A 23199-nucleotide genomic window follows, 5' to 3' on the forward strand; every position below is an offset into this window, starting at 1 on the left:
CGCCCGGCCGCGGCGCCCGACGGTGCCGCGGCCGGGCGCCGCCGGAAGGGAGCGGAGTGTCCACCACAGCACCACCAGCCACCGCCACCGAACAGTTCGCCCGGCGCAGCCGCTCGCCGGTGCAGCGGGTCCAGCACCTGCTCCACTCGTACCCGGCGATCAGCCCGTTCCTGGTGCTGGTCATCTCGTTCGCCGTCTTCTCCGCGATCAACCCGCGGTTCTCCTCGGCCAACTCGCTCTCGCTCGTCCTGCAGCAGGTGGCCGTGATCGGCGCGCTCGCCGTCGGGCAGACGCTGATCATCCTGACCGCCGGGATCGACCTCTCGGTCGGCGCGATCACGATCCTCTCCATGATGGTCGCGGCGAAGCTGGCCGAAGGGGGTGGCCTGCCCGGAGCGGCCGCGGTCGCGGTCGGCATCGGGCTGGGCATCGGCGCCGGGCTGTTCAACGGTGCGCTGGTCACCCGGATCAAGCTGCCGCCGTTCATCGTCACCCTCGGCACGCTGAGCGTCTTCACCGCGATCGGCCTGCTCTACTCGCGCGGCCAGAGCGTCCAGGCCGTCGACCTGCCGGACCTGCTCAACTGGACCGGCGAGTCGTTCCGGATCGGCGACTTCCGGATCACCACCGGCGTCGTGCTGGTCGCCGCGCTCTACGTGGTGGTCGGCTTCGCGCTGGCCAACACCGCCTGGGGCCGGCACGTCTACGCCGTCGGCGACGACAAGGAGGCCGCGCGGCTGGCCGGCATCCGGGTCGACCGGGTGCTGCTCAGCGTCTACACGGTGGCCGGCGCCATCTACGGCCTCACCGCCTGGATCCTCGTCGGGCGCGCCGGCGCCGCCAGCCCCAACGCGATCACCGACGCCAACCTGGAGAGCATCACCGCCGTCGTGATCGGCGGCACCAGCCTCTTCGGCGGCCGGGGCGCCGTGCTCGGCACGCTGCTGGGCGCGCTGATCGTCGGCTTCTTCCGCAGCGGCCTCTCCCTGGCCGGGGTGGACGACCAGTACCGGGTGCTCGCCGTCGGGCTGCTGGTCATCCTCGCCGTCGCGGTCGACCAGTGGATCAGGAAGGTGAAGGCATGACCCCCACCCCGGTCCTCTCCGCCCGCGGCATGGTCAAGACGTTCGGCCACGTCGTCGGCCTCGACGGCGTCGACCTCGACCTGTACCCGGGTGAGGTCCTCGCCGTCATCGGCGATAACGGCGCCGGCAAGTCGACGCTCGTCAAGTGCCTGACCGGGGCCCTGGTACCGGACGCCGGGGAGATGGCCGTCGACGGGCAGCCGGTCCGCTTCCGCCGCCCGCAGGACGCCCGGGACGCCGGCATCGAGACCGTGTACCAGACGCTCGCCGTCGCGCCCGCCCTCGACATCGCCAGCAACCTGTACCTCGGGCGGGAGCGGCGCCGCCCCGGGTTCCTCGGCTCGGCGCTGCGGATGCTCGACAAGAAGGGCATGCGCCGCGACGCCGCCCAGGCCCTCTCCGACCTGGGCATCGGCACGCTGCAAAACATGTCGCAGGCGGTCGAGACGCTCTCCGGCGGCCAGCGCCAGGCGGTCTCGGTCGCCCGCGCCGCCGCGTTCGGCAGCCGGATCATCGTGCTGGACGAGCCGACCGCCGCGCTCGGCGTCAGGGAGTCCAACCAGGTCCTCAAGCTGATCCGGGAGCTGCGCTCGCGCGGCCTGCCGGTCATCCTGATCAGCCACAACATGCCGCACGTCTTCGAGGTCGCCGACCGCATCCACATCCAGCGGCTCGGCCGCCGCGCCGGCGTGGTCACCCCGGCCTCGCACACGATGTCCGAGGCGGTCGCCATCATGACCGGCGCGACCACGCTGGCCGAGACCCCGGGCCGCTCCTGACCCGCTGCGCCGCCGGCGCCCGGTGCGGTGGCCACCAACCGGCTTCGCCGGCTCCGGCGACCAGCCGCCGAGGGCCGCCGGTCACCCGGCGAGCGTCCATGGTGCCCTACGGGGAGGTGAGCAGGGTCAGCCCGAGAGCGGCGAGCGGGGCCGCGACCGGCTGGAAGTAGGTGGTGCCGCCGGCGGTGCAGTTGCCGGAGCCGCCGGAGGTGATCCCCTGCGCCTGCGAGCCGGCCATGAACGGGCCGCCCGAGTCACCCGGCTCCGAGCAGACGCTGGTCCTGGTCAGCCCGTGCAGGACGCCGCCGGCGTAGGAGACGGTCACGTTCTTGGCCAGTACCGTGCCGCAGCGCCAGCCGGTCGTGTTGCCGTACCGGCAGACGCCGGCGCCGACCGGGGCGGACACCGCGCCGGCCACCGGGACGACCGACCCGCCGGCGCGGATCTTGCCCACCGGCGCCCAGCCGGCGTCGAGGCGCACGAACGCGTAGTCGGAGGTGGCCGGCCCGATCGCGGCGACCTCGCCCATCCGCTGGCCGCCCGGCGTGTACACCGGCTCGCCGACCTGGCTGGCGCACTGCCGCGCGGTGAGGAACCCGCCCTCCACGGTGAACGAGACCGCACACCGCCCGCCGGCCGCGGTCCGGAACGGGTCGCCGCCGTAGACGTCGGTCTGCGGCGCGGCCGGCGATGCGGACGCCGGGCCGGCGGCGCCGAGCAGCCCGGCGGCGACCACCAGACACCGGACGGCGACATGAACGAACCTGCGCGACATCCCCCGAGCCTAGGCCCCACACATCGACGCCGGTACATCAAACCTCCGTCATACCACGGCGACGGCCGGCCGCTCGGGCGGTCGATCAGGGACTTGGTGAGGCGGCGCGCCGACCGACACGCCCACGATCTCCCTGATCGACGCGGATGGGGGCGCGGGCCGCGCGCGAAACGCGGCTGGGCCGCCACAGGCGGCCCGGCACGCGCTCCCGGAGGGGGGTCAGATCATCCAGCGGTTCTTCTGGACGAGGGGCAGGCGGGCCCAGATCCGGCCCAGGCCCCAGGTGTGCCCGGCGTAGGTGAGGGCGAGCACGACCAGCACGATGGCGTAGACCAGGTGGTAGTCCATGAACGGGTTGGTCGACCCGGACGCCTCACCAGCGGCGGTGTACCGGTCCGGGGGAAACTCCGCGGCCCACATCATCAACATGATCAGACCACCGGCGGCGGCCGAGACCCGCAGACCGATACCGGCGATCAACGCCAGCCCGACCGCGGCCATCCCGACCATGAACAGGGCATCGACCCACCACAGGCCGGCCAGATCATGCGAGATCGACTGGAACGGCCCCACCTGCACGTGGGACAGGAACCCGTTGGTCGGCGAGCCACCGTTGATCCAGGCCCGCTCACCCGGGGTGGAAAACCCCAGACCAAACGTCTTGTCCAAGAACGCCCACAGGAACACAAACCCGGTACCGACCCGCAACACCGCCAAAGCACGGGCAGCGGTCGTGGTGAGCATGTGCCCAGGAGCCTCAGCAGTCTCAAGAGCATGGGCCGGCACCTTCACCGGACCACTGTTGGTGGTGGTCATCGCCGCCTCCGGAAGCCTCATCGCGCCTTCGTTTCGTTGACACCCACAGCCTCACCCGAACCGACCGCCGGCACCTGAGCCGGAACTCCCCACCTCCACAGGACCAAAGTCCCCAGGTCGGAGGAGCAGTGCGGGCCGGGGCAGCGAGTGCCCCGGCCCGCGGTGGTGCTGAGCCTCGGGTCAGCTGTCGGAGACGACCGCGTAGGCCCGGTTCCAGTTCTTGGCGTCGGTGTCGGGGCGGTAGTTGTTTTCGATGTTGCCGGCGGCGTCGACCGAGAACCAGAAGACCTTCGTGCCGTACGGCACGGTCAGGGTCTCGCCGGCCTCCCGGACACCGGCCGAGGCGTACAGGGTCGACTCGAACGTCGGCTTGCTGCCGTCGAGTGTGTAGAAGACGGCGGCCGGTTCGCTCACGTCGAACGTGACGTCGACCATGCCCTCGGTCGCGCTGGCCGCGGTGACCAGCGTGCTCGTCGGGCGCTTCTTGTCCTTGTCGTAGTCGCGGGCGACCCGCATCAGCTCGACCAGGCCGTTGGAGAACTCCAGTGCCTCGGCGTGCGCCTCGTCCCAGGCCGGCTGGAAGGAGGTGCCGACCTCGAAGTTCCAGGCGTAGATGCCGTACTTGTACCAGAGCATGTCACCGGAGTTGCCGGCCGCCGAGTAGAGCACGTCGGCGATCGGGCCGGTACGTGCCGGGGTGACCGCCATGTTCCGGTGGCGCTTGATGGCGGTCAGGATCCGCGACGAGGCACCCCAGAAGAACGACTCCTCGCCCAGCGTCGGCCGCGGCGCGGAGACCCGGTCCGGCAGGGAGTAGGCGCCCGGCGACCACATGAAGTAGTTGCCGGAGGAGTGCAGGTTCATCGAGAACTTGATGTTGGGGCGGCTGGCCAGCCAGTCCAGGTTCTTGTCCTCCGGCTCGGAGAGCTCGCTCGGGCCGGCGTACGTGCCGCTGGTGCAGCTCGACGAGGCACCCGAGTAACCGTCGAAGAGGCTGTACTCGGTGTAGTTGCGGTTGTTGTCGACGCCCCACGAGTTGCGGCCCAGCGCGTCGGTCTCGCCCCCCTCGGGGCAGTGGTTGGTCATGTTCTTGCGCTGGGAGTTGAAGTCGTAGAACGAGTAGTGCCCGCCGTCGGGGTTGATCGACGGGACGATCCAGATGTCGAGCGTACGGAGCAGTTCCTGCGTCTTGGGGTCGTGCTTCTGGTTGCGCAGCAACCGCTCGGCGGTCTCGATCGTCACCAGCGGCGGCACCCACTCCCGGGCGTGCTCCTGCGCGTAGGCGAGCACACCGGTCCGCGAGCCGTCGCGGAACTTGCCGATCCGGATGGCGTACACGGGATGGGGGTCGCGGGAGACGGTGGCCGGTGCGCTCAGCCCGTCGGTGAGCGGCGTGGCCGCGACCGGGGTGACCACGCCGTCGCCGGCGCTGCCGCGGTAGGTGTAGGCCTTGACCAGGCTGCCGGCCGCGCCGTTGACGACCGCGGCGACCTGGGCGGCGGTGCTCGTGACGGCGCCGGCGGCGTCGGTGGCCAGGCTCACCCGGATCGCCTTGCCGGTCACGGTGGCGTTCAGGGGCTGGTTGGCGGCGCCGGGGTTGGCCAGCTCGACGGTGATGTCGTTGCCGCCCTCGTGACCCCAGGCGAGCGAGTCGACCGCGATCCGGCTGGCGTTGGCGGAGCCGAGCACCACCTGCGCCTTGCGCCGGTATCCGTTCGTCTTGTACGGCAGTTCGACGATCTCGGCGAGCTGCGGGTACTCGGCGGCCAGCCGCTTGATCCGGTCGTACAGCTCGGTCGGGGTGAGGTAGCTGGTGACGAAGTCCTTCTGGTACCCCGGCCCTTCGGGCGACTCCCCGTCGATCGGCAGCCACTCCTTGACCTGGGCGACCGCGACGTCACCGGTCGGGCTGGTGATCTGGATCTTGTCGGGCCGGCTGGTGACGGTGGACGCGCCGCGGTGGTACAGGTACACGCCGGCGTCCACGAACCGGGAGATGGTCTGGGTGCCGCCGGAGCCGATCGGGGTGCCCGGGCCGCTGTCCCGGCTGACCGTCAGCGTGCTGGTCGAGGTCTGGCCCTGAGCCCACTTCGCCTCGACGGAGAGGACCTGGCTGGTGCCGGAGGTGTAGTAGTCGGCCCGGACGATCTTGACGTCGGAGGCGGTCGGGCTCGTGGCGAGGCTCGCGCTGAACGCCTGGTTTTCCGCCCTGTGCTCGGCGATGGTCGCCTCGCGCTCGGCGATCCGGTCGTCGCTGTCAGCCGGGTCGAAGAGCGTCGAGCCGACCGAGTAGCCGAGCGCCCGCAGGCCCTCGACCTCGTTCGGGGTGACGACGGCGTGGACCACGATGCCCGCCTGCGTGTGGGAGACGTGGTGGTCCAGGTCGACGCCGGTGGCGACGAGCCGGTCCAGCGCGTCCCGGTCGGCGACGGTCACCTCGACGACGCTGGCCTCCTCGCCGGCGAACCGTTCGAGGGCGGCGGGGGCTTCACCGGCACCGGCCGGTGCGGGGGCGGGCACGGCGGTGGCCGGACCGGCGAGCAGGAGGAAGGCGGCCGTCGCGGCGATGGCCGCGACGAGACCCCTTCGCCATCGTGGCTGAGAAGAAGGAGACATTCTGGTACCTTTCGTCTGCAGCGCAACGGCACCGTCATCCACTGTGGATAGAGGTTTGTCGAGGCGACGAAGCCGTGGGTTTGATCATCTTGAATGGCCTCGACTTGGCCTGTCAATGATCGATCGACCCGCTCGACACGTGTAGCAAAGAGCGGCTCCACACTGGACCTTCACCTCGACACCTGGCGGGCCGCGCACGTCGACCTCGACCACCGCGCCGTCGCCCGGGCCGATGGCCGTCAGCTGGCGGCCCGGATCCGGGCCGACCCGCACCACCTCGCCCCCGACCTGCTGCGCTCGCACATGCTCTACCAGGCCACGTACGAGCCGGGCGGGGTGCACCTCTGTGGTGCGGACCCGGCCGGGCTGGGCCAGCGCCGGGCAGCGGATGAGCCTCGCGCTCTGGGGCCGGGACGGACCGCGCGGCCACCATCCCCATCCCTGCCCGGACCGGCGGTTCCGGCTCGACCTGCACCGCCACCTCCGGGACGCCCGCCGGGCAGGAGAGCTGCCCGACGGGCCGCGTCCTGGCGGCGCGGCTACGCGGACGGCCGCTGACGCCCGCGATGCGCGTCCCATCGCGCACATCGACGAGTCGCCAACGCTGATCGAGTTTCGCTACCGCCAACTCAATTGCCTCACCTACAGAGTTGACCTCGACCGGATTGTCTTCCTCATAGGCACCTCGATCGAGGCAACGCCCTCACAAACAGTAGGCGAACGCGGCATATACAGACAGTAGCCGCCTCAGCGGAGAAGCAAAGACCGTCCGGTTTCAACGCAGGCATCAATTACAGCCAGCAAACTCCTGAGGGTTATCGACTGGTCAACCTTCATGCCATCGTCCGCATCTCCCGCGTAGATGCCGCGAGACCATAGGCCGAGTACTTCCCGCAGCCGCGACCGCATCCCATCACACTTGTCCGCCGGCAATCGGCCGTCCTCGAAGCAATCAATATCAAAGAATGGGCGAAGAGGTGTGTCGGTCGATGTCCACGGGATATGCCCGCCGTAATTCCACATTCTAGATAGCTCTATGCCTTCCTCACTTGCCAGGAGTCGAGTGAAGGCATGAAAGTGCGCCCAGCCGTAGCTAGCGACGAGCACGTCGCGTAGAGGATCTGGTACCGCTGCCGGTTCAACCGCGTAGGTCACCAACTCACTCACCTCTCACCAGCGCGGACCTCGGATAGTCCGCCAACTCTGTTGGCGGGCCACCGTCACTCTCTAGTCGAACGGATTAAAGTCCGTAAGGTCAAACTCTTTACTGAAGAATCTGACGCTATCTGCGGCCCGGTCGCCACCACCTACCGCTCGAGCGACCTGTCTTAATTCCCAGCACGTCGCACAATTCAATGGAATTCCTTGGCCGTCAAGTAGGTCTCAAATACCCTTCCTGGATTTGCTTGGCGCAGCTCCCGAGCAAGGCCTTCACTTGCGTCATGGACCCCGAACACGGCCGTCTTCTTACAGCCGTTGTTGTTGTGAACCAGCACCGGCGTGTCACCGGCGAGCACATAGTACGTGTGGGTGTCGGCGACCGTGAGGTCGCGCATCAGCTCGGTGCCGGCGACCGTGACGACCTCGACGACCGTCACCTCGACTGGTGGGCCACCGCCGCCGCTGCCCGCGCCCGAGCCGTCGCCCTCCAAGCGCTTGTCGTCGTGCGCCAGCAGGCGGTGCCCGACCTTCAGCTCACCCGCGTCCACCAACCGACCGTCCGTGGCGTCCCAGAACGGGTGATGCTGCGTCGTCTCCAGCGTCGTCGTCTCGCCGGTGTCGCTGGCGCGGACCGTGACATCGGTCAGGTCGCTGTCCAGGTTGATGTGCAGGCGCGTCACCTGGCGCGGTCCGGTCACCCCGGTCTCCGGATCGGTGGCCGCGACCTCGTCGCCCAGGCCGATGTCCTCGATCGGCTTGGCGCTGCCGTCCGCCATCAGCACCAGGGTGGCTGGGTCGAAGCTGTGCCGGTCCACGCAGCCGGGGTCGCCCCCGCTATCGCGCCGCGGACCCGCGGCGGCCGGTCGGGGGCCGCCGCCGCCGGAGCGTGTGGCGGATCCGCCCGAGCCGCCGCCGGAAGAACCGCCGGTGGCCGCCGGTGACCGGCCACCGCCGGAGGGCTTCGCTTGCAGGCCAGGTGTGGGCAGGCGGGAGGTGAGGCCGCGGGTCAGGCCACCGGTGAAGCGGCTCATACCGGCGCTGAGCGCGCCGTCCAGGCCGCCCTCGATCATCGTGCCGGCCAGGCCGCTCCAAGAGAACTCCTGGTCACCACGGCCGACGTCCACCATGTAGCCGGCGCCGGAGGCCATCGCGCCGGCGACTGCGCCCGCCACGATAAGGCAGCCCACGCCGGTGGCGCAGAGCGCTCCGACCGCGACCGCCGCCGCGAGCCCGGCCGCGGCCGTGGCGACGAACTTTCCCGAGATCCGTCAGTTCGCGATCGGCGGCACACCTGCCGAACCGGTCAACGCGATCGACGCTGCCTCTCCGTCGTCCATTCAGGACGGTGTCCGGGCGATCCTCACGAAGACCTGACCGCGGCCTCGCTGACATGGTGGAGGAGCTCGTCGGCGCGGACTACGCGGTACCGGTCGTCCAGCTCGGCCGCGACCGAGGCGACGTCGGCCGGGGTGAGTGACCAGGCGAGCACGCCGATCGACACGAACCTGGTGCCGCGCTGCGCTGCCTTCGCGAGCAGGCGGCGGCACTCGTCCACTGTGGAGACGAGCTGCCCGGTCGCGACCGGGAGGCCGGCGAGGATCCTGGTGCGGTGGCGATAGGTCCAGTGCTGGAGCAGGCCGACCGGCCGTACGTCGCGCGCGTACGCGGCTACCTGGCGTGCGGTCAGGTCGCGGTCGATGCGGTGCGCGCGGTTGAGCACGTTGACCACGGCGGGCTGCCCGAGGTCGCGCAGGTACTCGCCGGTCTGCCGGGTGAACGCGGCAAGCTCGGCGCGCGGCCACGCCCCCGGGTAGGCGTACCCGGCGCCGGATGGGCCGGCCACGAGCAGGTCGTTGGGGGTCGCGGTGCGCTGGTAGTACGCCAGGATCGCGGGTGCGGCGTCGCGCAGCAGCGGGCTGACCGTCCAGTTGAGAGGGACCCGGCCGCGCTCGGGCAGGTCCCAGAGGCGGCGCATGGCGTGCTGGCAGTACTGGAGATTGTCGCCGTCGGTCATGGTGAACGTGACGTACGTACGCTCCTCCTCCAGCGGCGGCACCGAGTGGGAGTCTACAATGGACCATATCGGAGACCGCGCGCCGCCGAAGACGGTGAGGTTGTGCGCGAAGTCGGCCGGCACCACGTACACCGCGTGCCGGGAGGCCAGCTCGGTGCCGCGGCTCTCGCCGGAGACGCCGCCCGGCCACCAGCCCACGTACGGCGAGTTGGCCGGCATGGCCCCGAGCAGCCGCCTCAGCAGCGCGCGCTCCCGGCGGGCGCTCGGGTCGGCCCAGACGACGAAAGCGCGGCAGGCGACCGCGTAGTCCCGCAGAAAACCCGGCCCGTCGTGGTCGATCCCGACGAGCATGCGCCGGGTCGTGCGCGGCCACAACCTTTCGACCCCCCACCGGTACGCTTCGGCGCCGTCACCGAATCGACCCCGGAGATCGGCCACCACGGGCAGGCCCAGGCGCTCGGCCGCGTCCGGCTCGGCGACGACGGCGTCCTCCAGTCCGGCCAGCGTGGTGGCCACGTTGACGGTGGCGGGCACGGCCGGGTCGGCCAGCACCGCGCCCCGGATTTCGGGCCGGTGCCGGGCGACCAGGGCGTCCACGCTTTCGACCGGCGCGCTCGGGAGGGCGAGCGTGTCGAGCCAGGTGTGGCTCCCCTCGTCGGCGTCGCGCAGCAGCCAGATCCGCGGCCGGCTCCGGTTCACGATGCCCTGGGTGGTGAGGGCGAGCAGCGTGTCGGCCGCCGGCGCGGCCCGGAGGTCGACCACGTCGAGCCGGTCCGGGTGTTGGAAGTGCGGCAGCGCCTGCCCCTCGGGCCAGATCACCCCTCCGAGGGTACGGAGAGGGCGTGGTGGAAGACGTTCCGCGGGTCCCAGCGGGCCTTCACGCGGCGCAGCCGGGCGGCGTTGGGTCCGAAGTAGACATCCGGCCACGGCGTGCTGCCGCCGGCGAGGTCGACATCGGGGTAGTTGATGTACGCGCCGGCCGGTGGCACGCCGCCCTCCTCGGCGTACATGCCGGCGTAGAACTCGCGGATCCACGCCAGGTGGCGGTCGTCCTCGGCGGGGTCGGTCCAGCCGGCGAGGTAGAAGAGGAGCATCGTGGCGTCACGCTGGGCACTGGCGGTCGCGGTGGGCGGGACCGCGTTGACCGCCCCGCCGTACGTGTTGAGGCTCAGCGACCCGGCCGGCGCGTCGTAGTCGGTGCGGGTCAGGTGGTGGTACGCGGCGGCGATCTGGCGCCCGGTCAGCGGCCCGCGCTGGAAGCCGGACTTCACCTTCAGCCGCCAGCCCTTGCCGTCGTCGCTCTCGCTGCCGAGCGTGGCCGCCAGCCACGGCAGGGTCTCCCGGGTGACCGACGGGGTGACGCCGACGCCCGCGCCGAGGGCCGCCAGGTGTGCGTCGAAGAGGCGCTCGTCGCCGCCGGCCACCTGGCCGACCAGCGTGTGCCCGCCCAGCGTGCGGCGGGACAGGATCAGCTCGCTGTACAGCCGGTTCTCGGGCGCGCCGGGCGTGCTGTGCCGGGCGCACCAGGCGCCGAAGTTGGCGGCGAGGCGGTGGAAGCCCGGCTCGTCCAGCCCTTCCCAGGGCCAGGTGACCGTGAAGGTGAGCACCCGCGCCGGCGGCCGCGGCAGCGACCGAAACCAGTAGCGGGTGACCACGCCGAACGTGCCCCCTCCCCCGCCGGTGTGCGCCCACCACAGGTCGCGGTGCGGATCGCCGGGCTCGCGCGTGGCGACCACCGCGCGGGCGGTGCCGGCCTGGTCGACCACGACCACCTCCACCGCGTACAGGTGGTCGGCGACCAGTCCGTGCAGCCGGGACAGGCGCCCGTAGCCGCCGCCCGCCGCGTGGCCGCCGATGCCCACTCCGGGGCAGGAGCCGCCGGGGAGGGTGACGCCCCAGCCGAGGTACAGCCGGCGGTAGACCTCGCCGAGCGTCGCGCCCGCCTCGACGGCGAAGGCCGACCGCGCCGGGTCGCGGTAGACGCCGGTCAGCCCGGACAGGTCGATCACCAGGCGGACGGCCGGGTCGTCGACGAAACCCTCGAAGCAGTGGCCGCCACCGCGCACGGCGAGCCGCCACCCTTGCCGTACCGCGTCACGCACCGCCTCGACCACCTGGCCGGTCGAGCCAACCACCCGTACCTCGTCGGGGGTACCGACGAAGCGGCGGTTGCCCCGGCGGACCAGGTCCGCGTACCGGGGGTCGCCGGGCCGCACGGAGACCGGGCCGAGCGGCGGTGGGCAGGAGGCGGGCGCGGCGGCGGAGGCGGGCGCGGGATAGAGGGCGGCGGCCGAGGCGACCGCCCCGGCGCGGATGAGCGCCCGGCGTGTGTGCTGTCCCATGCTCCCGAGCCTGCGCTCGCACGCGGCGCGCCCGGGAGTACTTTCGTCACACGACCTCGCGTGAGGAAAAGGAGTGTGCCGTGCGGTGCGCGGAGTGCGGCGGCGGCCTGCCACCGGCGACCGGCCGGGGACGCCCGCGGCGCTACTGCTCGCGCGGCTGCCAGGCGAGGGCGTACCGGCGGCGCCGCGACCGCGGCTCTGCCGGCCGGACCGCTCCGCGCGCCTCCGCCGGACGCCGGCCCGCCGCGGCCACCGGCGATCCCCGCGACCACCTGGTCCGCCTCGCCGTCGAGATCGCCGACGGCGCCGGCCTCGACGCGGTCTCGATGAGCGCGCTCGCGCAGCGCGCCGGGCTGCCCGCGCACGTGCTGTACCGGCACGTGCGCAACCGGAGCGACCTGCTCGCCGCGATGGCCGAGCGGGTGATCGCGGCCCGCCGGCCGGCTCGCGCGAAAGCGCCGCCCGATCCGCGCGAGCAGCTGGAGCGGCTGGCCCGCGAGGAGTGGGCGATGTACCGGCGCCACCCTTGGCTGCTGGGCATCCTCGCCACCAACCGGCCACCCACCGGCCCGGCGGTGCTGGCCATGGTCGACCGTACGGTGGCCGCCCTGACCCGCGCCGGGCGCGACGAGCGGGCGGCGTTCAACGGATACCTGGTGCTCAGCGGGTACGTGCAGGGCATGGCGCTGCTGATCGAGCGGGAGCCGGCCGGCACCACGTACCGCGCGTGGTGGTCGGCCACCCTCGACCGGCTGGAGCGCACCGGCCGCACCGAGGGGCGCCCGTGGCTGGCGGCGGCCCGCCGCGCCGACCCGGCCAATGTCGAGGCGGACCTCGACGGATGGTTCGGGTTTGGCCTGGGGCGGCTCCTGGACGGTCTGCTGGCGTGAAAGGACCCTGGCGGGCCGCGGTCAGCCGTCCTGGTAGTAGCGCTGGGCGCCGGGATGCAGCGGCACGACGCCGGTGCGTCCGGCGCCGCCCCGGTCGATCGAGCCCCACTCGGGGTGGCCGTTGACCAACTCCTGCCGGTACTTGAAGATCAGCGCGGTCAGGTCGTGGGCGAGATCGTCGGGCATGTCCGCCTCGACGACCACGAGGTTGCCGACGGTCACGGTCGGGATGTCGCCGGGCAGCCCGTACGCCGAGGCCGGGATCCTGCCCGCCACGTACGTCGCGGGATAGAGCCGGTCGAGCTCGGGCAGCAATCCGTCGAGCGGCAGGAAGCGCATCTTCGCCTTGGCGCCCATCAGCTCGGTGATGCCCACCGTCGGCAGGCCGCCGGACCAGAACGTGGCATCCAGCGTGCCGTCCGCCAGCCCGCGCGTGGTGGCCGCGAGCGAGAGGCTGGAACGCTCCATGTCGCGGTCGGGGTCGAGGCCGGCGGCCCGGATCAGGCGCAGCGCGAGAAACTCGGTGCCGGAGTTGACGGTTCCCGTGGAGACCCGCTTGCCGCGCAGGTCGGCCGGCGTCCGGATGCCGGCGTCGGCGCGCACGACCAGGTGGGTGTAGTTGTGGTAGACCACGGCGAGCGCGCGCAGCGGCCGGGTGCCGTCGGCGAAGGCGCCCCGCCCGCGCACCGCGTCGGCGGCCACGTCGGCGAAGGTCAGCGCGACGTCGACGTCGCCACGGCCGAGGCGCAGCAGGTTGTCGGCCGAGCCGGCGGTGGGCGCGACGATCGCCTCGTAGCCGGGCAGGTGGGTCGTGATGACGTCCGCGTACGCGCCGCCGACCTGGTAGAACACGCCGCTGGTGTTGCCGGTGCCGAGCACGAGGTGGCGGTCGCGCAGGTCGGTGGGTGGGTCCGGCGCGCAGCCGGCGGCGAGCGCCACCGCGGCCAGGAGGGCGAGGAGGCGGCGGGTCACGACGGGCGGGCGCCGGGGTCCAGCGCGCTGGCCACGCGCCGGGCGAGCACGGCCGTCTCGTAGCCCACCTGGCCGAGGTCGGCGCCGGACTCGGCGAGCACGGCCAGGTAGGCGCGGTCGGCCACCGACATGATGAGCAGTACGCCGCCCTCCATGTCGAGCACCGACTGGCGGATCTGCCCGGTCTGCATGCACTTCGCCGCGCCGACCGAGAGGCTGGCCAGGCCGCTGGTGATGGCGGCGAGCTGGTCGGCCTGGTTGGGCTCGAGCCGCTCGGAGGCGGCCAGCGCGAGGCCGTCGACCGAGACCGCCAGCGAGTACACGATGGACGGCACCTTGCTCGCGAACGAGGTCAGCAGCCAGCCGAGGTCACCGTAGTCGACGGGGGCCGGTAGGGACTCCGTTACGTGGTTCATCTGAATCCTCCCGGGACGGCTGCGGGCTCGTAGTCGGTGCGGCTGGTGGCGTGGTACTGCGGCCGGCGGCGATGCCACTGGCCAAACTGGACAGTCGGGCGCGGACCTCGTCCGGGTCGGGCGTACCCGCACGGCTCGGGCGCCCGGCGACGGGGCCGGACGGCAACGCGTGGGCGGGGGCGCGCCGGGGCAGGCCGGAGGCGGTCTGCCCGTCGACGGACGCGGGCGCCATCGCCGGGGTCGACGGGGTCGGCGGCGCCGGCTCCTCGACGTGCCGCACGGCGGCGACGCGCGGCGGCGCGGCCGAGGGGGTCGGATCGGGCACCGGCCCCAGCAACTGTCCACGGTAGAACCGGGTCGGCGGCGGGAGCGGTGCGAGGACGCGCTCCGGCAGCGTGACGGTGGCCGCGGTGCCGCCGCCCGCCACGCTGGTCAGCCGCACCTGGATGCCGTGCCGCGCGGCGAGCCGCCCCACCACCAGCAGGCCCATCGTGCCGACCAGCGTGCTGGTCAACGCCGACGGGTGGGCGATGCGCTCGTTGGCCTCGTCGAGCCGGTCGGCCGTGAGCCCGATGCCCTCGTCGAAGATGGCCAGCGCCACGTGGTCGACGGCCTGGCGGGCGGAGACCCGGACAGCGGTCGTGGGCGGCGAGAAGCTCGCCGCGTTTTCCAGCAGCTCGGCCAGCAGGTGGACGACGTCGCCGACGACGTGCGCGGCGACCGCCAGCAGCGGCGTCGCCACCGCGGCGACCCGGCCCGGCTCCTCGATCTCGGCCGCCGCGAGCTGGATCACCTCACGCACCGGTACCGGCTCGGTGAACCGCCGGCCCGGGTCGCCGCCGGCGAGCACCAGCAGGTTTTCCTCGTTGCGCCGCATCCGGGCGGCCAGGTGGTCGAGGGCGAAGAGCCGGGCCCGGCTGGCCTGGTCGACTTCCTGCCGGGCGAACTCGCCGATCAGGTGGAGCTGCCGCTGCACCAGCGTCTGCCCGCGCCGGGACAGCGCGGTGAACGTGGCCGTGGTCTCCATCCGCTGCAACGCCTGCTCGGCGGCGAGCCGCAACGCCTGCCGGTGCACGGTCGCGAACGCGGTGCCCAGCTCGCCGATCTCGTCCGCCCCGGGCGGGAGCATCGCCTCGACCCGGGTGCCCGAAGCCTGCAACGTGCCACGTACCGCCGGCTCGTCGGGCGCGGCCGAGACACGGGCGACCGCGTCGGGCAGCTCGGCGTGCGCGACGGTGAGCGCGGTGGCCCGCATACGGCGCAGGCGGCGGCTCGTACGCACGGCCTGGATGACCGCGCCGGCCAGCGCGAGCCCGACGAGCAGGCTGGTGAGCGCGGCGGTCAGCAGGGTACGGGTGTGCGCGGCGACCTGGATGTCGTACGCCTCGCGCTCCATGACGGTCGAGAGCTCGGACTGCATCAGCCGCAGCCGGCGCAGCAGGCCGCTCTGCGCCGCGTACCAGACGTCGGGGTCGACCTGGAGCGACGCGCGCCCCCCGCCACTGGTCAGCACCGCGTCACGGATCTCGCGGGCCCGGTTGACGTCGTCGCCGGTCACCAGCTGCGCGAACCGCTCGTCGGTCCCCCCGGGCAGCCGCTCGATCACCTCGAACTGCTGGTGCTCGGCACCCTCCCAGGCGGCCAGCCGCACCAGCTCACCCGGCTGCAGCCGCTCGCGCGTGAAGACCCGGCGCAGCAGGTCGAGCTGCTCGGAGGCGAGGTGCTCCAGCTCGGTGACGACCACGACCGCGCGGGCGCTCTCCAGCAGCCGCGGCTCGCTGAGCTGGCTGGGCACCGCGTCGGCGACGCCGATCATCGCGTGGGTCACCGCGTTGTACGCGTCGAAGACCTCTGGCGACCCGTCCGGCGCGCCGACCGCGGTCGCCCGCACGCTGGGCAGGACGGCGAGGACGGCGTCGGCCGCGTCGAGCTTGGCCGCCAGCGCCGGTGAGACCTCGCGGGCCTCGCGCGCCGCCGCCGTGTACCGCGCGCGGGCCGCGTCGGTGCGGGCCCGCTGCGCCTCCAGGAGCTGCTTGCCGGCCTCGCCGCCGCGCAGCCGCAGCGCGATGGTCTCGGTGTGCTCGAGCTCGGCCTGGTGGGCGACCGCGATACCGGCGCTCGCGGTGCGGGCCAGGACCCGGGCGTCGCCGGCGCGGTCGGACTCGGTCAGCGCGTCGCGGGTCTGGATCACGCCGAGCGTGACCAGGCCGACCGTCGCGACGAGCACGGGCAGGAGGATGCGCACGCCGATCGAGCGCAGCGGGCCGGGTCCGGACTGGTGCCCGGCGACCCGCCCGGCGCCGTCTTCCGGCGTGCGGTGCGCGGCCGCCCGGACGGCGGGCACGATGGCGCCGGCCTGAGCCGGCGCCCGCCCAAAGCCGCCCATAGCCGCACACTCCGTCCACTGGCCAGCTGGGCGTTTCCAGGACTCGGCAGCCAAACCAAAATCCAGGAAAGAAGCCCCAAGTCACCCCCCGCGGGCGACCACGCCTACGATCGGCCCATTCGGGCCTTAGCGACATCCTCTGCACAGGTACCTCATGCGAACCGATAGTGCCAGCGGGTAACGACAGGCGCCGATCATGATCTGTTCGGCTCGGATGATCGGCCGGTGCCCCCTCCCCCGCTCGTCGCGCGGAAAGATCACGGATTCGATTTCATTCCGGAATGACACCGGCTAATGGCTGAGAAATATGTGCAGGCATTCATGAGTTACTGTGTGCGCTGTGACGAGACGTACCGCAGAAGTCCGGCTTGATGCGCTACTGAGCACCGCCTGCGATGTGATCGTGGAGCGCGGCCTGGCAAACACCCGCACCTCCGACGTGGCCACCGCCGCGGGCGTCAGCCAAGCGTTGGTCTTCTACCATTTCGCCACCAAAGAAAATTTGCTCGCGCAAGCATTCGCGTACGCGGCCAAGCAGGACCTGGCCCGCCTCCACGCGGTCGTCCACTCCACCGCGTCGCCGCTGGAAAAGCTGAAAAAGATCCTCCGGCTGTACGCGCCACAGGGCCGTTCCAAGTCGTGGGCGATGTGGATCGACGGCTGGTCCGAGTCGCTGCGCACGCCGGAGCTGGAAAAGGTTTCCCGCCGGTTGGATCTCCGGTGGAAGGAAGCCCTTACCGAAGTGATCTCGGAAGGGGTCGACGCGGGGTCGTTCAAGTGCGAAGACGCGGCCGGCGCGGCCTGGCGGATCCTCGCGCTCGTCGACGGTCTCGCGGTGCAGGTGACGGTGCACGATCGGGTGATCAGCCGCCGGCAGCTCAGCGACTGGATCCGGGGCACCGCCGCCCGTGAAGTGGGCGTGGAGCCCGCCCAGCTCGCCTGAGCCCGCCGCGACGGTAGCGGGGGCGCGGCCCCCCGTGCTGGGCCGCGCCCCCTGGTTCAGTCGAGCAGCTCGCTGACCGAGCCGGCCGCGACCGTGCGGCCGCCCTCGCGTACCGCGAAGCCGAGCCCGACCTCCATCGCCACCGGCGCGCCGAGCGTGACCGTCAGGTCGACGGTGTCACCGGGCATGACCATCGTGATCTCGCCCAGGTCCACCGAGCCCGGCACGTCCGTGGTCCGGAAGTAGAACTGTGGCCGGTAGTTGCCGAAGAACGGCGTGTGCCGGCCGCCCTCGGCGGTCGTCATCGCGTACAGCCGCGCCCGGAAGCGGGCGTGCGTGCGGATCGAACCGGGCGCCGCGACCACCTGGCCGCGCCGTACCTGGTCGCGCTTCACGCCACGCAGCAGGACGGCCGCGTTGTCGCCCGCCTCGGCCCGCTCCAGCGACTTGCCGAACGTCTCCAGCCCGGTGGCCACAGTGGACGTCGTCGGTACGAAGCCGACCACCTCCACCGGCTCGCCGACCCGCAGCGCGCCGCGCTCCACGGCACCGGTGACGACCGTGCCGCGGCCGGAGATGGTGAGCACGTTCTCGATCGGCATCAGGAACGGCTCGTCCAGCACCCGGGGCGGCACCGGCACGTACCGGTCGACCGCGTCGAGCAGGTCCACGATGGACCGCGTCCAGCGCGGGTCGCCCTCCAGCGCGCGGAGGGCGGAGACCCGCACCACGGGCACCTCGTCGCCCGGGAACCCGTACTCGGACAGCAGCTCACGCACCTCCAGCTCGACCAGGTCGAGCAGTTCGGTGTCCTCGACCGCGTCGGCCTTGTTCATGGCCACCACCAGGTACGGCACGCCGACCCGCCGGGCGAGCAGCACGTGCTCGCGGGTCTGCGGCATCGCGCCGTCCTGCGCCGAGACGACGAGGATCGCCGCGTCCACCTGTGCTGCCCCCGTGATCATGTTCTTCACGTAGTCGGCGTGGCCGGGCATGTCCACGTGGGCGTAGTGCCGCGTGGCCGTCTCGTACTCGACGTGCGCGATGTTGATGGTGATGCCGCGGGCGACCTCCTCCGGTGCCCGGTCGATGCCGTCGAACGACACGAACTGGTTGACGGACGGGTCCCGCTGGGCGAGGACCTTGGTGATGGCGGCGGTCAGCGTCGTCTTGCCGTGGTCGACGTGCCCCATCGTGCCGATGTTGAGGTGCGGTTTGGTCCGCAGGAACTGGCTCTTGGCCATGGTTGGATCTACCCCTGTTTCCGGAAAGGCTTTGCTACGGGAGAAAGGCGGGGCACCCTCCACCCGGCGTCCGCGCGCACGTCCATGTCCGTCCGAAGTGGACGGCATGCCCGCGGGAACGGGAGGAGGGTCAGGTATCCAGACGGACCGGCGACGCACACACGGCGGCCGCGGCGGGCAGGCCGATGCCTGCGGGCCGCGCGAAGCCAACCGGGGCGAACATGACGATCACGATACCGACGAACGCCCGCGGGCAGCACTCTATTTCCGCGGCCTCCCGCGGCCTCTCCCGCAGTCTCTCCCGCGGCTCCTGCGGCCTCCCGCGGCTCCTGCGGCTCCTGCCTCTCGCGCCTCTCCTGCGGCCTCTCGCGCCTCCTGCTGAGGCGAGGCGGGGAGCCAGTAACCTGGCTCCCCGCCCCGGGTGTGGGACTTGCGTGTTGGTCTAGCCGAGGCCGCCGCGCATGGCCCCGATGAGCTCGCCGTTGGTCGTGTCGCCGGAGAGCTCCCAGAAGAAGGCGCCGCCCAGGCCCTGGGTACGGGCGTAGGACATCTTGCCGCCGATCGTGGCCGGAGTGTCGTAGCTCCACCACTGGTTGCCGCAGTACGCGTACGCCGTGCCGCCGACGGTGCCGTTGGCCGGGCAGCGGGTCTTGAGCACCTTGTAGTCCTCGATGCCCGCCTCGTACGTGCCGGGTGCCGCGCCGGTCGCCGTACCGCCGGGCGCGCTCTGCGTGACGCCGGTCCAGCCGCGGCCGTAGAAGCCGACGCCGAGGAGCAGCTTGCTGGCCGGTACACCCTTGCTCTTCAGCTTCTGGATCGCCGCGTCGGAGTTGAAGCCCTGGGTCGGGATCCCGGTGTACGACGTGAGCGGCGAGTGCGGAGCCGTCGGGCCCTGCGGGCTGAAGGCGCCGAAGTAGTCGTACGTCATCGGCATCAGCCAGTTGAGATTGCCCACGGCCCCCGCGTAGTCGGCCGCGTCGATCTTGCCGCCGCTGCTGCCGTCCGCCGTGATCGCCGCGGTCACCAGCGCGCTGGAGCCGAAGCGGGTACGCAGCGCCGAAATCAGGTTCTTGAAGGAGTTGGGCCCGCTGGTGTCACAGGTGAGGCCGCAGGCGTTCGGGTACTCCCAGTCGATGTCGATGCCGTCGAAGACGTCCGCCCAGCGCGGGTCCTCGACCAGGTTGTAGCAGGAGTTGGCGAACGCGGTCGGGTTCTGCGCGGCCTGGCCGAAGCCGCCGGACCAGGTCCAGCCGCCGAACGACCAGATCACCTTGATGTTCGGGTACATCCGCTTGAGCTTGCGCAGCTGGTTGAAGCTGCCCCGCAGCGCGCCGGCGTCCCAGGTGTCCGCGACGCCGTCGACGCTGTTCGCCGTCGTGTACGCCATGTCGTAGTCGGCGTACGAGTCACCGATCGCGCACTGGCCGTTGGTGACGTTGCCGAACGCGTACAGGATGTGGGTCAGCTTCGACGCCGAGCCGCTGGTGTGGATGTTCTTGACGAAGTACTGCCGCTGGTAGACGCCCCACTGGGCGAAGTAGCCGACGAGCTTCTGCCCACCGGGCGGCGGCGGGCTGGTCGGCGGGGTCGTCGTCGGGGGTGGGGTGGTCGGGGGTGCGGTGGTCGGCGGGTTGCTCGTGGGCGGCGCGGTGGTGGGGGTGGTGCCGCCGCCGCAGGACGCGCCGTTGATGGTGCAGTTGGTCGGGGCGCGGAAGGCACCGGTGCCGATGTAGCCCCAGGTCTGCGAGCCGCCGGGCGGGATGCTGCCGGCCCAGCTCTTCTTGGTCGCCACGTAGTGGTTGTTGGTGCGGGTGACGTCCGCGTCCCAGAAGCTGCTGATGGTGGTGCCCGCGGGCAGGTCGAACTCGATGCGCCAGGTGGCGACGGAGGCGTCCGAGCCGTTGGTTACCGTGACCTTTACCTCGTGGCCGCTCCCCCAGTCGGAGCTGGCCGTGAACTGGGTGGTGACGCTGCCCGCGCCAAAGGCCGACGCGACGGGGATCGCGGCGACTGCCACAGCGACCACCGTGCTGGCCCACAGCGCACGCCGTAGGGATCTCCTCATCCGACGTCTCCCTAATTGTTAGGAAACTTTCCAGAAGGTTGATGCGACGTTACTCACACGTGTGTGAACTCGTCAAGATGCGAATTTCTCGATCGCGGCAGGGCTCAACCGCTGGCGCCCCGGCTACGTACGTAGGAGTGAGCGATCGGCCCGGACGGCACAGCCCCAGCGGTGGCCCCGGGCGGGCGCTCCAGTCGAGGGGAGGACGGCCCATGACGGCCCAGCCAGGCGAACGCACTGTGTCGTGGCTGGACGAGGACGACCCCAAGCGGGGCTCCGTGCCCTTCGTACCGGTGGAGTCGGTGATCGAGCTGACCCCCGCCGCCGAGGAGCCGCCACCCGCCAAGAAGTCGCGGCGGGAGAAGGCGCCCAAGCCCCCGAAGCCGCCGAAACCGCCCCGCGGGAGGCTGTGGCGGCGCGGGAAGGCGACCCAGGAGAAGCCCCCACGTGACGACCCACCCCGCGACGTGACGCCGCGTGCAGGCGACCGGCCGGCGCCGGCCGGCGACGACTGGCTCACCACGCTCCGCGGCCCGGCACCCCGGCAGGAGTGGGCGGCGTCCCGCGATACGAAGCCCCGTGACGGCGGGCTGGCGGCCCTCCCCGAGGAGGCACCCCGCAACACCGGACCGCATCCGGCCTGGGCCGCCGCCCCGGAAGGCGCGCTCGACGACGAGGACTGGGCCAGCACCCCGCCCGTCCCGCCGCCACCTCCGCGGGAGGCCCCTCGTGAGGACTGGTTCACGCCGCGGGAGGCACCCGGCGGGGACGGCGCGCCCAATGGCGAGGCGGACCGTCCGGAGTGGGACGAGCCACCCCAGCGCGGCGGCGACTGGGCCGCGGCACCGACCCCGGAGTGGGACCAGCCCCGGGAGCCGGCCGCCGGCCCGGACCGGGACGCCGCGTCAGCGGATCGGGGCACGCCCGCCACCGGCCCGGATTGGGACGCGCCGGCAGCGGCGGACCGGGGCGCCTTCGCCGCCGAGACCCCGCAGAGGCCGGACTGGGTCGCCACGCCGGATTGGGACACGCCACGCGAGACCCCCGCCGGCCCGGCCTGGGACGCCGCGCCACCACCGGACGGCCGGCCGGGCTGGGACACCAATCCCGACCAGCCCGACCACGGCTGGGACACCGCCTCCGAACAGGCCGACCCCCGAAACGGCTGGGACACCGCGCCCGAACAGCCGGATCCGCGAGACGGCTGGGACGGCCGCCCGGAACAGGCCGACCGCGAGGGCCCAGGGCAGGCGGACCGCCGCACCGGCTGGGACAGTGAGCCGGAGCAGATCGACCGCCGCACCGGCTGGAACGGCGGGCCCGAGCCGACCGATCGCGGCCGTGGGTGGGACAGCGAGCCCGAGCCGGCCGACCCCCGCAACGGCCGGAACAGCGGCCCCGACCAGTCCGACCGCCGCACCGGCTGGGACGAGCCGGGTAGCCGCAAGGGCTGGGACGACGAGCCGGAGAGCCGGGACGGCTGGGCCGGTGGCGGCGAGCGCCGCGTCAGCACAGGCAACGAGCCGGACGACCCCGGCGGCTGGGGCGGAGGCAGCGACCGCCGCGTCAGCACAGGCAACGAGCCGGACGACCGCGACGGCTGGGGCGGAGGCGGCGAGCGCCGCGTCAGCACAGGCAACGAGCCGGACGACCCCGGCGGCTGGGGCGGAGGCGGCGAGCGCCGCGTCGGCACGGGCGACGGGGGCGAGCGGAAGGCGCGCCCCGACTGGGTGACCAGCCCGGTTCCCGCGGGCGCCCCGGCCGCGGCCCCGGACGGTGGGTGGGCGGACGCCGAGCCGAGCGACAACCCGGTCCCCGAGGCATGGCCGGCGCCCCTGGACATCACGCCCGACGACGACCTGGACGAGCCCCCGGCCAAGCGGCGGCGCGGCCCCCAGCCCCGTCCCCGGCCCAGCGGCCCGCCGACCGGGGGGCGGACCGGCGGGCGGCCCAGCGGGCGCGGGCGCCGGCGCAAGCCGCTGATGGTGCTCGCGATCGCCCTGACCGCGGCGGTCGCCGCCTCGGCCGTGGTCGCCGCCGGCACCATCTACCGCCTGGTCTTCGACGGCGGGACGCAAGGCTCGCACACGATCGCGGCGCCGCTCGGCGGCCGTACCAAGGGGGAGCTTCAGCTCGCGAGCGGCGCCGAGACCGTCACGGTGAGCGGCGCGGACCTCGGCGACAACCTCTTCCAGGTGACCACGCCGGACAGCGACGACGCGATCCCCAGGGCGACGATCCAGGGCGACCGCACGACGGTACGGCTGACGTCGAACCGCGGCGAGGGGGCGAGCGCGGTCGAGATCCGCCTCAACTCGCGGGTGACCTGGCGGCTGGTCTTCACCACCGGCGCGAAGACGCAGACCGTCGACATGAGCGGCGGGCGACTCTCCGGGCTGGAGATGGCGGGCGGGGCGACGCGGCTGGAGCTGACCTTGCCCAAGCCGGACGCGACGGTGCCGATCCAGCTCCGCGGCGGCCTCAACGAGCTGCTGCTGCACGCGCCGCGGGGCGTACTCACCCGGGTGAAGATCGGTAAGGGCGTCACCAACCTCACGCTCGACCGGCTCAACCGATCGAAGGTCGCGCCCGGTACGACGTTCACGCCGAACGGGTGGGCGCAGGCGAAAGCCGGGTACGACGTGGACGCCGCCGAGGGCATCGGGACGGTGAAGCTGGACCGCCGCTGACCAGC

18 protein-coding genes are annotated in these 23199 nt (G+C 72.4%); 6 read left to right on the plus strand and 12 right to left on the minus strand.

The window, feature by feature from the left end; all coding sequences use genetic code 11:
• Window positions 1-56 precede the first annotated feature (56 nt).
• Window positions 57-1085, plus strand: coding sequence for an ABC transporter permease (locus RB614_RS14835; RefSeq protein ID WP_308713066.1), 1029 nt, complete (start codon window positions 57-59; stop codon window positions 1083-1085).
• Window positions 1082-1864 (plus strand): ATP-binding cassette domain-containing protein, encoded by a 783-nt coding sequence (locus tag RB614_RS14840; RefSeq protein ID WP_308713067.1) that lies wholly within the window; start codon window positions 1082-1084, stop codon window positions 1862-1864. Before RB614_RS14835 ends, RB614_RS14840 begins: the two co-directional genes overlap by 4 nt.
• Window positions 1865-1970: 106 nt before the next feature.
• Here the strand turns inward: RB614_RS14840 and RB614_RS14845 are convergent, their stop codons facing one another.
• The 5 genes from RB614_RS14845 to RB614_RS14870 all read right to left on the minus strand — a co-directional run bounded on the left by RB614_RS14845 (window position 1971) and on the right by RB614_RS14870 (window position 8380).
• Window positions 1971-2639 carry a S1 family peptidase gene (locus RB614_RS14845; protein ID WP_308713068.1) on the minus strand — a complete coding sequence of 223 codons (669 nt, stop codon included), beginning with the start codon at window positions 2637-2639 and terminating at the stop codon, window positions 1971-1973.
• Window positions 2640-2858: 219 nt separating this feature from the next.
• The gene (locus RB614_RS14850) at window positions 2859-3455 is read right to left on the minus strand and encodes a hypothetical protein (RefSeq protein ID WP_428983011.1); all 597 of its coding nucleotides are present in this window, start codon (window positions 3453-3455) and stop codon (window positions 2859-2861) included.
• 180 nt (window positions 3456-3635) lie between these two features.
• Window positions 3636-6071 (minus strand): M14 family metallopeptidase, encoded by a 2436-nt coding sequence (locus tag RB614_RS14855; RefSeq protein ID WP_308713070.1) that lies wholly within the window; start codon window positions 6069-6071, stop codon window positions 3636-3638.
• A 747-nt stretch (window positions 6072-6818) separates the two neighbouring features.
• Entirely contained in the window at window positions 6819-7226 is a 408-nt protein-coding gene (locus tag RB614_RS14865) for a hypothetical protein (RefSeq protein ID WP_308713071.1), read from the minus strand.
• A 197-nt stretch (window positions 7227-7423) separates the two neighbouring features.
• Window positions 7424-8380 carry a polymorphic toxin-type HINT domain-containing protein gene (locus RB614_RS14870; protein ID WP_308713072.1) on the minus strand — a complete coding sequence of 319 codons (957 nt, stop codon included), beginning with the start codon at window positions 8378-8380 and terminating at the stop codon, window positions 7424-7426.
• Window positions 8381-8423: 43 nt separating this feature from the next.
• Here RB614_RS14870 and RB614_RS14875 point away from each other — a divergent pair, with 43 nt between their 5' ends.
• Complete coding sequence (locus tag RB614_RS14875) at window positions 8424-8606, plus strand: hypothetical protein (protein ID WP_308713073.1); 183 nt, start codon at window positions 8424-8426, stop codon at window positions 8604-8606.
• Here the strand turns inward: RB614_RS14875 and RB614_RS14880 are convergent.
• Together RB614_RS14880 and RB614_RS14885 are read right to left on the minus strand one after the other, a co-directional pair.
• Window positions 8593-10065, minus strand: coding sequence for a GxGYxYP domain-containing protein (locus tag RB614_RS14880; protein ID WP_308713074.1), 1473 nt, complete (start codon window positions 10063-10065; stop codon window positions 8593-8595). The two genes, RB614_RS14875 and RB614_RS14880, sit on opposite strands and share 14 nt — an antisense overlap.
• Window positions 10062-11588 carry an FAD-binding oxidoreductase gene (locus RB614_RS14885; protein WP_308713075.1) on the minus strand — a complete coding sequence of 509 codons (1527 nt, stop codon included), beginning with the start codon at window positions 11586-11588 and terminating at the stop codon, window positions 10062-10064. Before RB614_RS14885 ends, RB614_RS14880 begins: the two co-directional genes overlap by 4 nt.
• 80 nt (window positions 11589-11668) lie before the next feature.
• Here RB614_RS14885 and RB614_RS14890 point away from each other — a divergent pair, with 80 nt between their 5' ends.
• Window positions 11669-12478, plus strand: coding sequence for a TetR/AcrR family transcriptional regulator (locus RB614_RS14890; RefSeq protein WP_308713076.1), 810 nt, complete (start codon window positions 11669-11671; stop codon window positions 12476-12478).
• 21 nt (window positions 12479-12499) lie between these two features.
• Here the strand turns inward: RB614_RS14890 and RB614_RS14895 are convergent, their stop codons facing one another.
• Genes RB614_RS14895 through RB614_RS14905 form a run of 3 tightly spaced genes read right to left on the minus strand, consistent with a single transcriptional unit; the run spans window position 12500 to window position 16252 of the window.
• Window positions 12500-13450 carry a TAXI family TRAP transporter solute-binding subunit gene (locus tag RB614_RS14895; protein ID WP_308713077.1) on the minus strand — a complete coding sequence of 317 codons (951 nt, stop codon included), beginning with the start codon at window positions 13448-13450 and terminating at the stop codon, window positions 12500-12502.
• Window positions 13447-13866 carry a roadblock/LC7 domain-containing protein gene (locus RB614_RS14900; protein WP_308713078.1) on the minus strand — a complete coding sequence of 140 codons (420 nt, stop codon included), beginning with the start codon at window positions 13864-13866 and terminating at the stop codon, window positions 13447-13449. The genes RB614_RS14895 and RB614_RS14900 overlap by 4 nt, the downstream gene beginning before the upstream one ends.
• On the minus strand, window positions 13820-16252 hold the full coding sequence (locus RB614_RS14905) for a sensor histidine kinase (RefSeq protein ID WP_308713079.1): 2433 nt from the start codon (window positions 16250-16252) through the stop codon (window positions 13820-13822). Before RB614_RS14905 ends, RB614_RS14900 begins: the two co-directional genes overlap by 47 nt.
• A 340-nt stretch (window positions 16253-16592) precedes the next feature.
• Here RB614_RS14905 and RB614_RS14910 point away from each other — a divergent pair, with 340 nt between their 5' ends.
• The gene (locus RB614_RS14910) at window positions 16593-17195 is read left to right on the plus strand and encodes a TetR/AcrR family transcriptional regulator (RefSeq protein ID WP_308713080.1); all 603 of its coding nucleotides are present in this window, start codon (window positions 16593-16595) and stop codon (window positions 17193-17195) included.
• Between the two features lie 56 nt (window positions 17196-17251).
• On the opposite strand, the gene tuf is transcribed toward RB614_RS14910, so the two are convergent.
• Both tuf and RB614_RS14920 read right to left on the minus strand, forming a co-directional pair.
• Window positions 17252-18439, minus strand: coding sequence for an elongation factor Tu (tuf, locus tag RB614_RS14915; protein WP_308713081.1), 1188 nt, complete (start codon window positions 18437-18439; stop codon window positions 17252-17254).
• A 442-nt stretch (window positions 18440-18881) separates the two neighbouring features.
• Window positions 18882-20504 carry a glycosyl hydrolase family 18 protein gene (locus tag RB614_RS14920; RefSeq protein ID WP_308713082.1) on the minus strand — a complete coding sequence of 541 codons (1623 nt, stop codon included), beginning with the start codon at window positions 20502-20504 and terminating at the stop codon, window positions 18882-18884.
• A 212-nt stretch (window positions 20505-20716) separates the two neighbouring features.
• Here RB614_RS14920 and RB614_RS14925 point away from each other — a divergent pair, with 212 nt between their 5' ends.
• Window positions 20717-23194 carry a toast rack family protein gene (locus RB614_RS14925; RefSeq protein ID WP_308713083.1) on the plus strand — a complete coding sequence of 826 codons (2478 nt, stop codon included), beginning with the start codon at window positions 20717-20719 and terminating at the stop codon, window positions 23192-23194.
• Window positions 23195-23199: the final 5 nt, after the last annotated feature.

The sequence above is a fragment of the Phytohabitans maris genome (genome assembly GCF_031085175.1).
In the GTDB taxonomy this organism is placed as follows: domain Bacteria; phylum Actinomycetota; class Actinomycetes; order Mycobacteriales; family Micromonosporaceae; genus Phytohabitans; species Phytohabitans maris.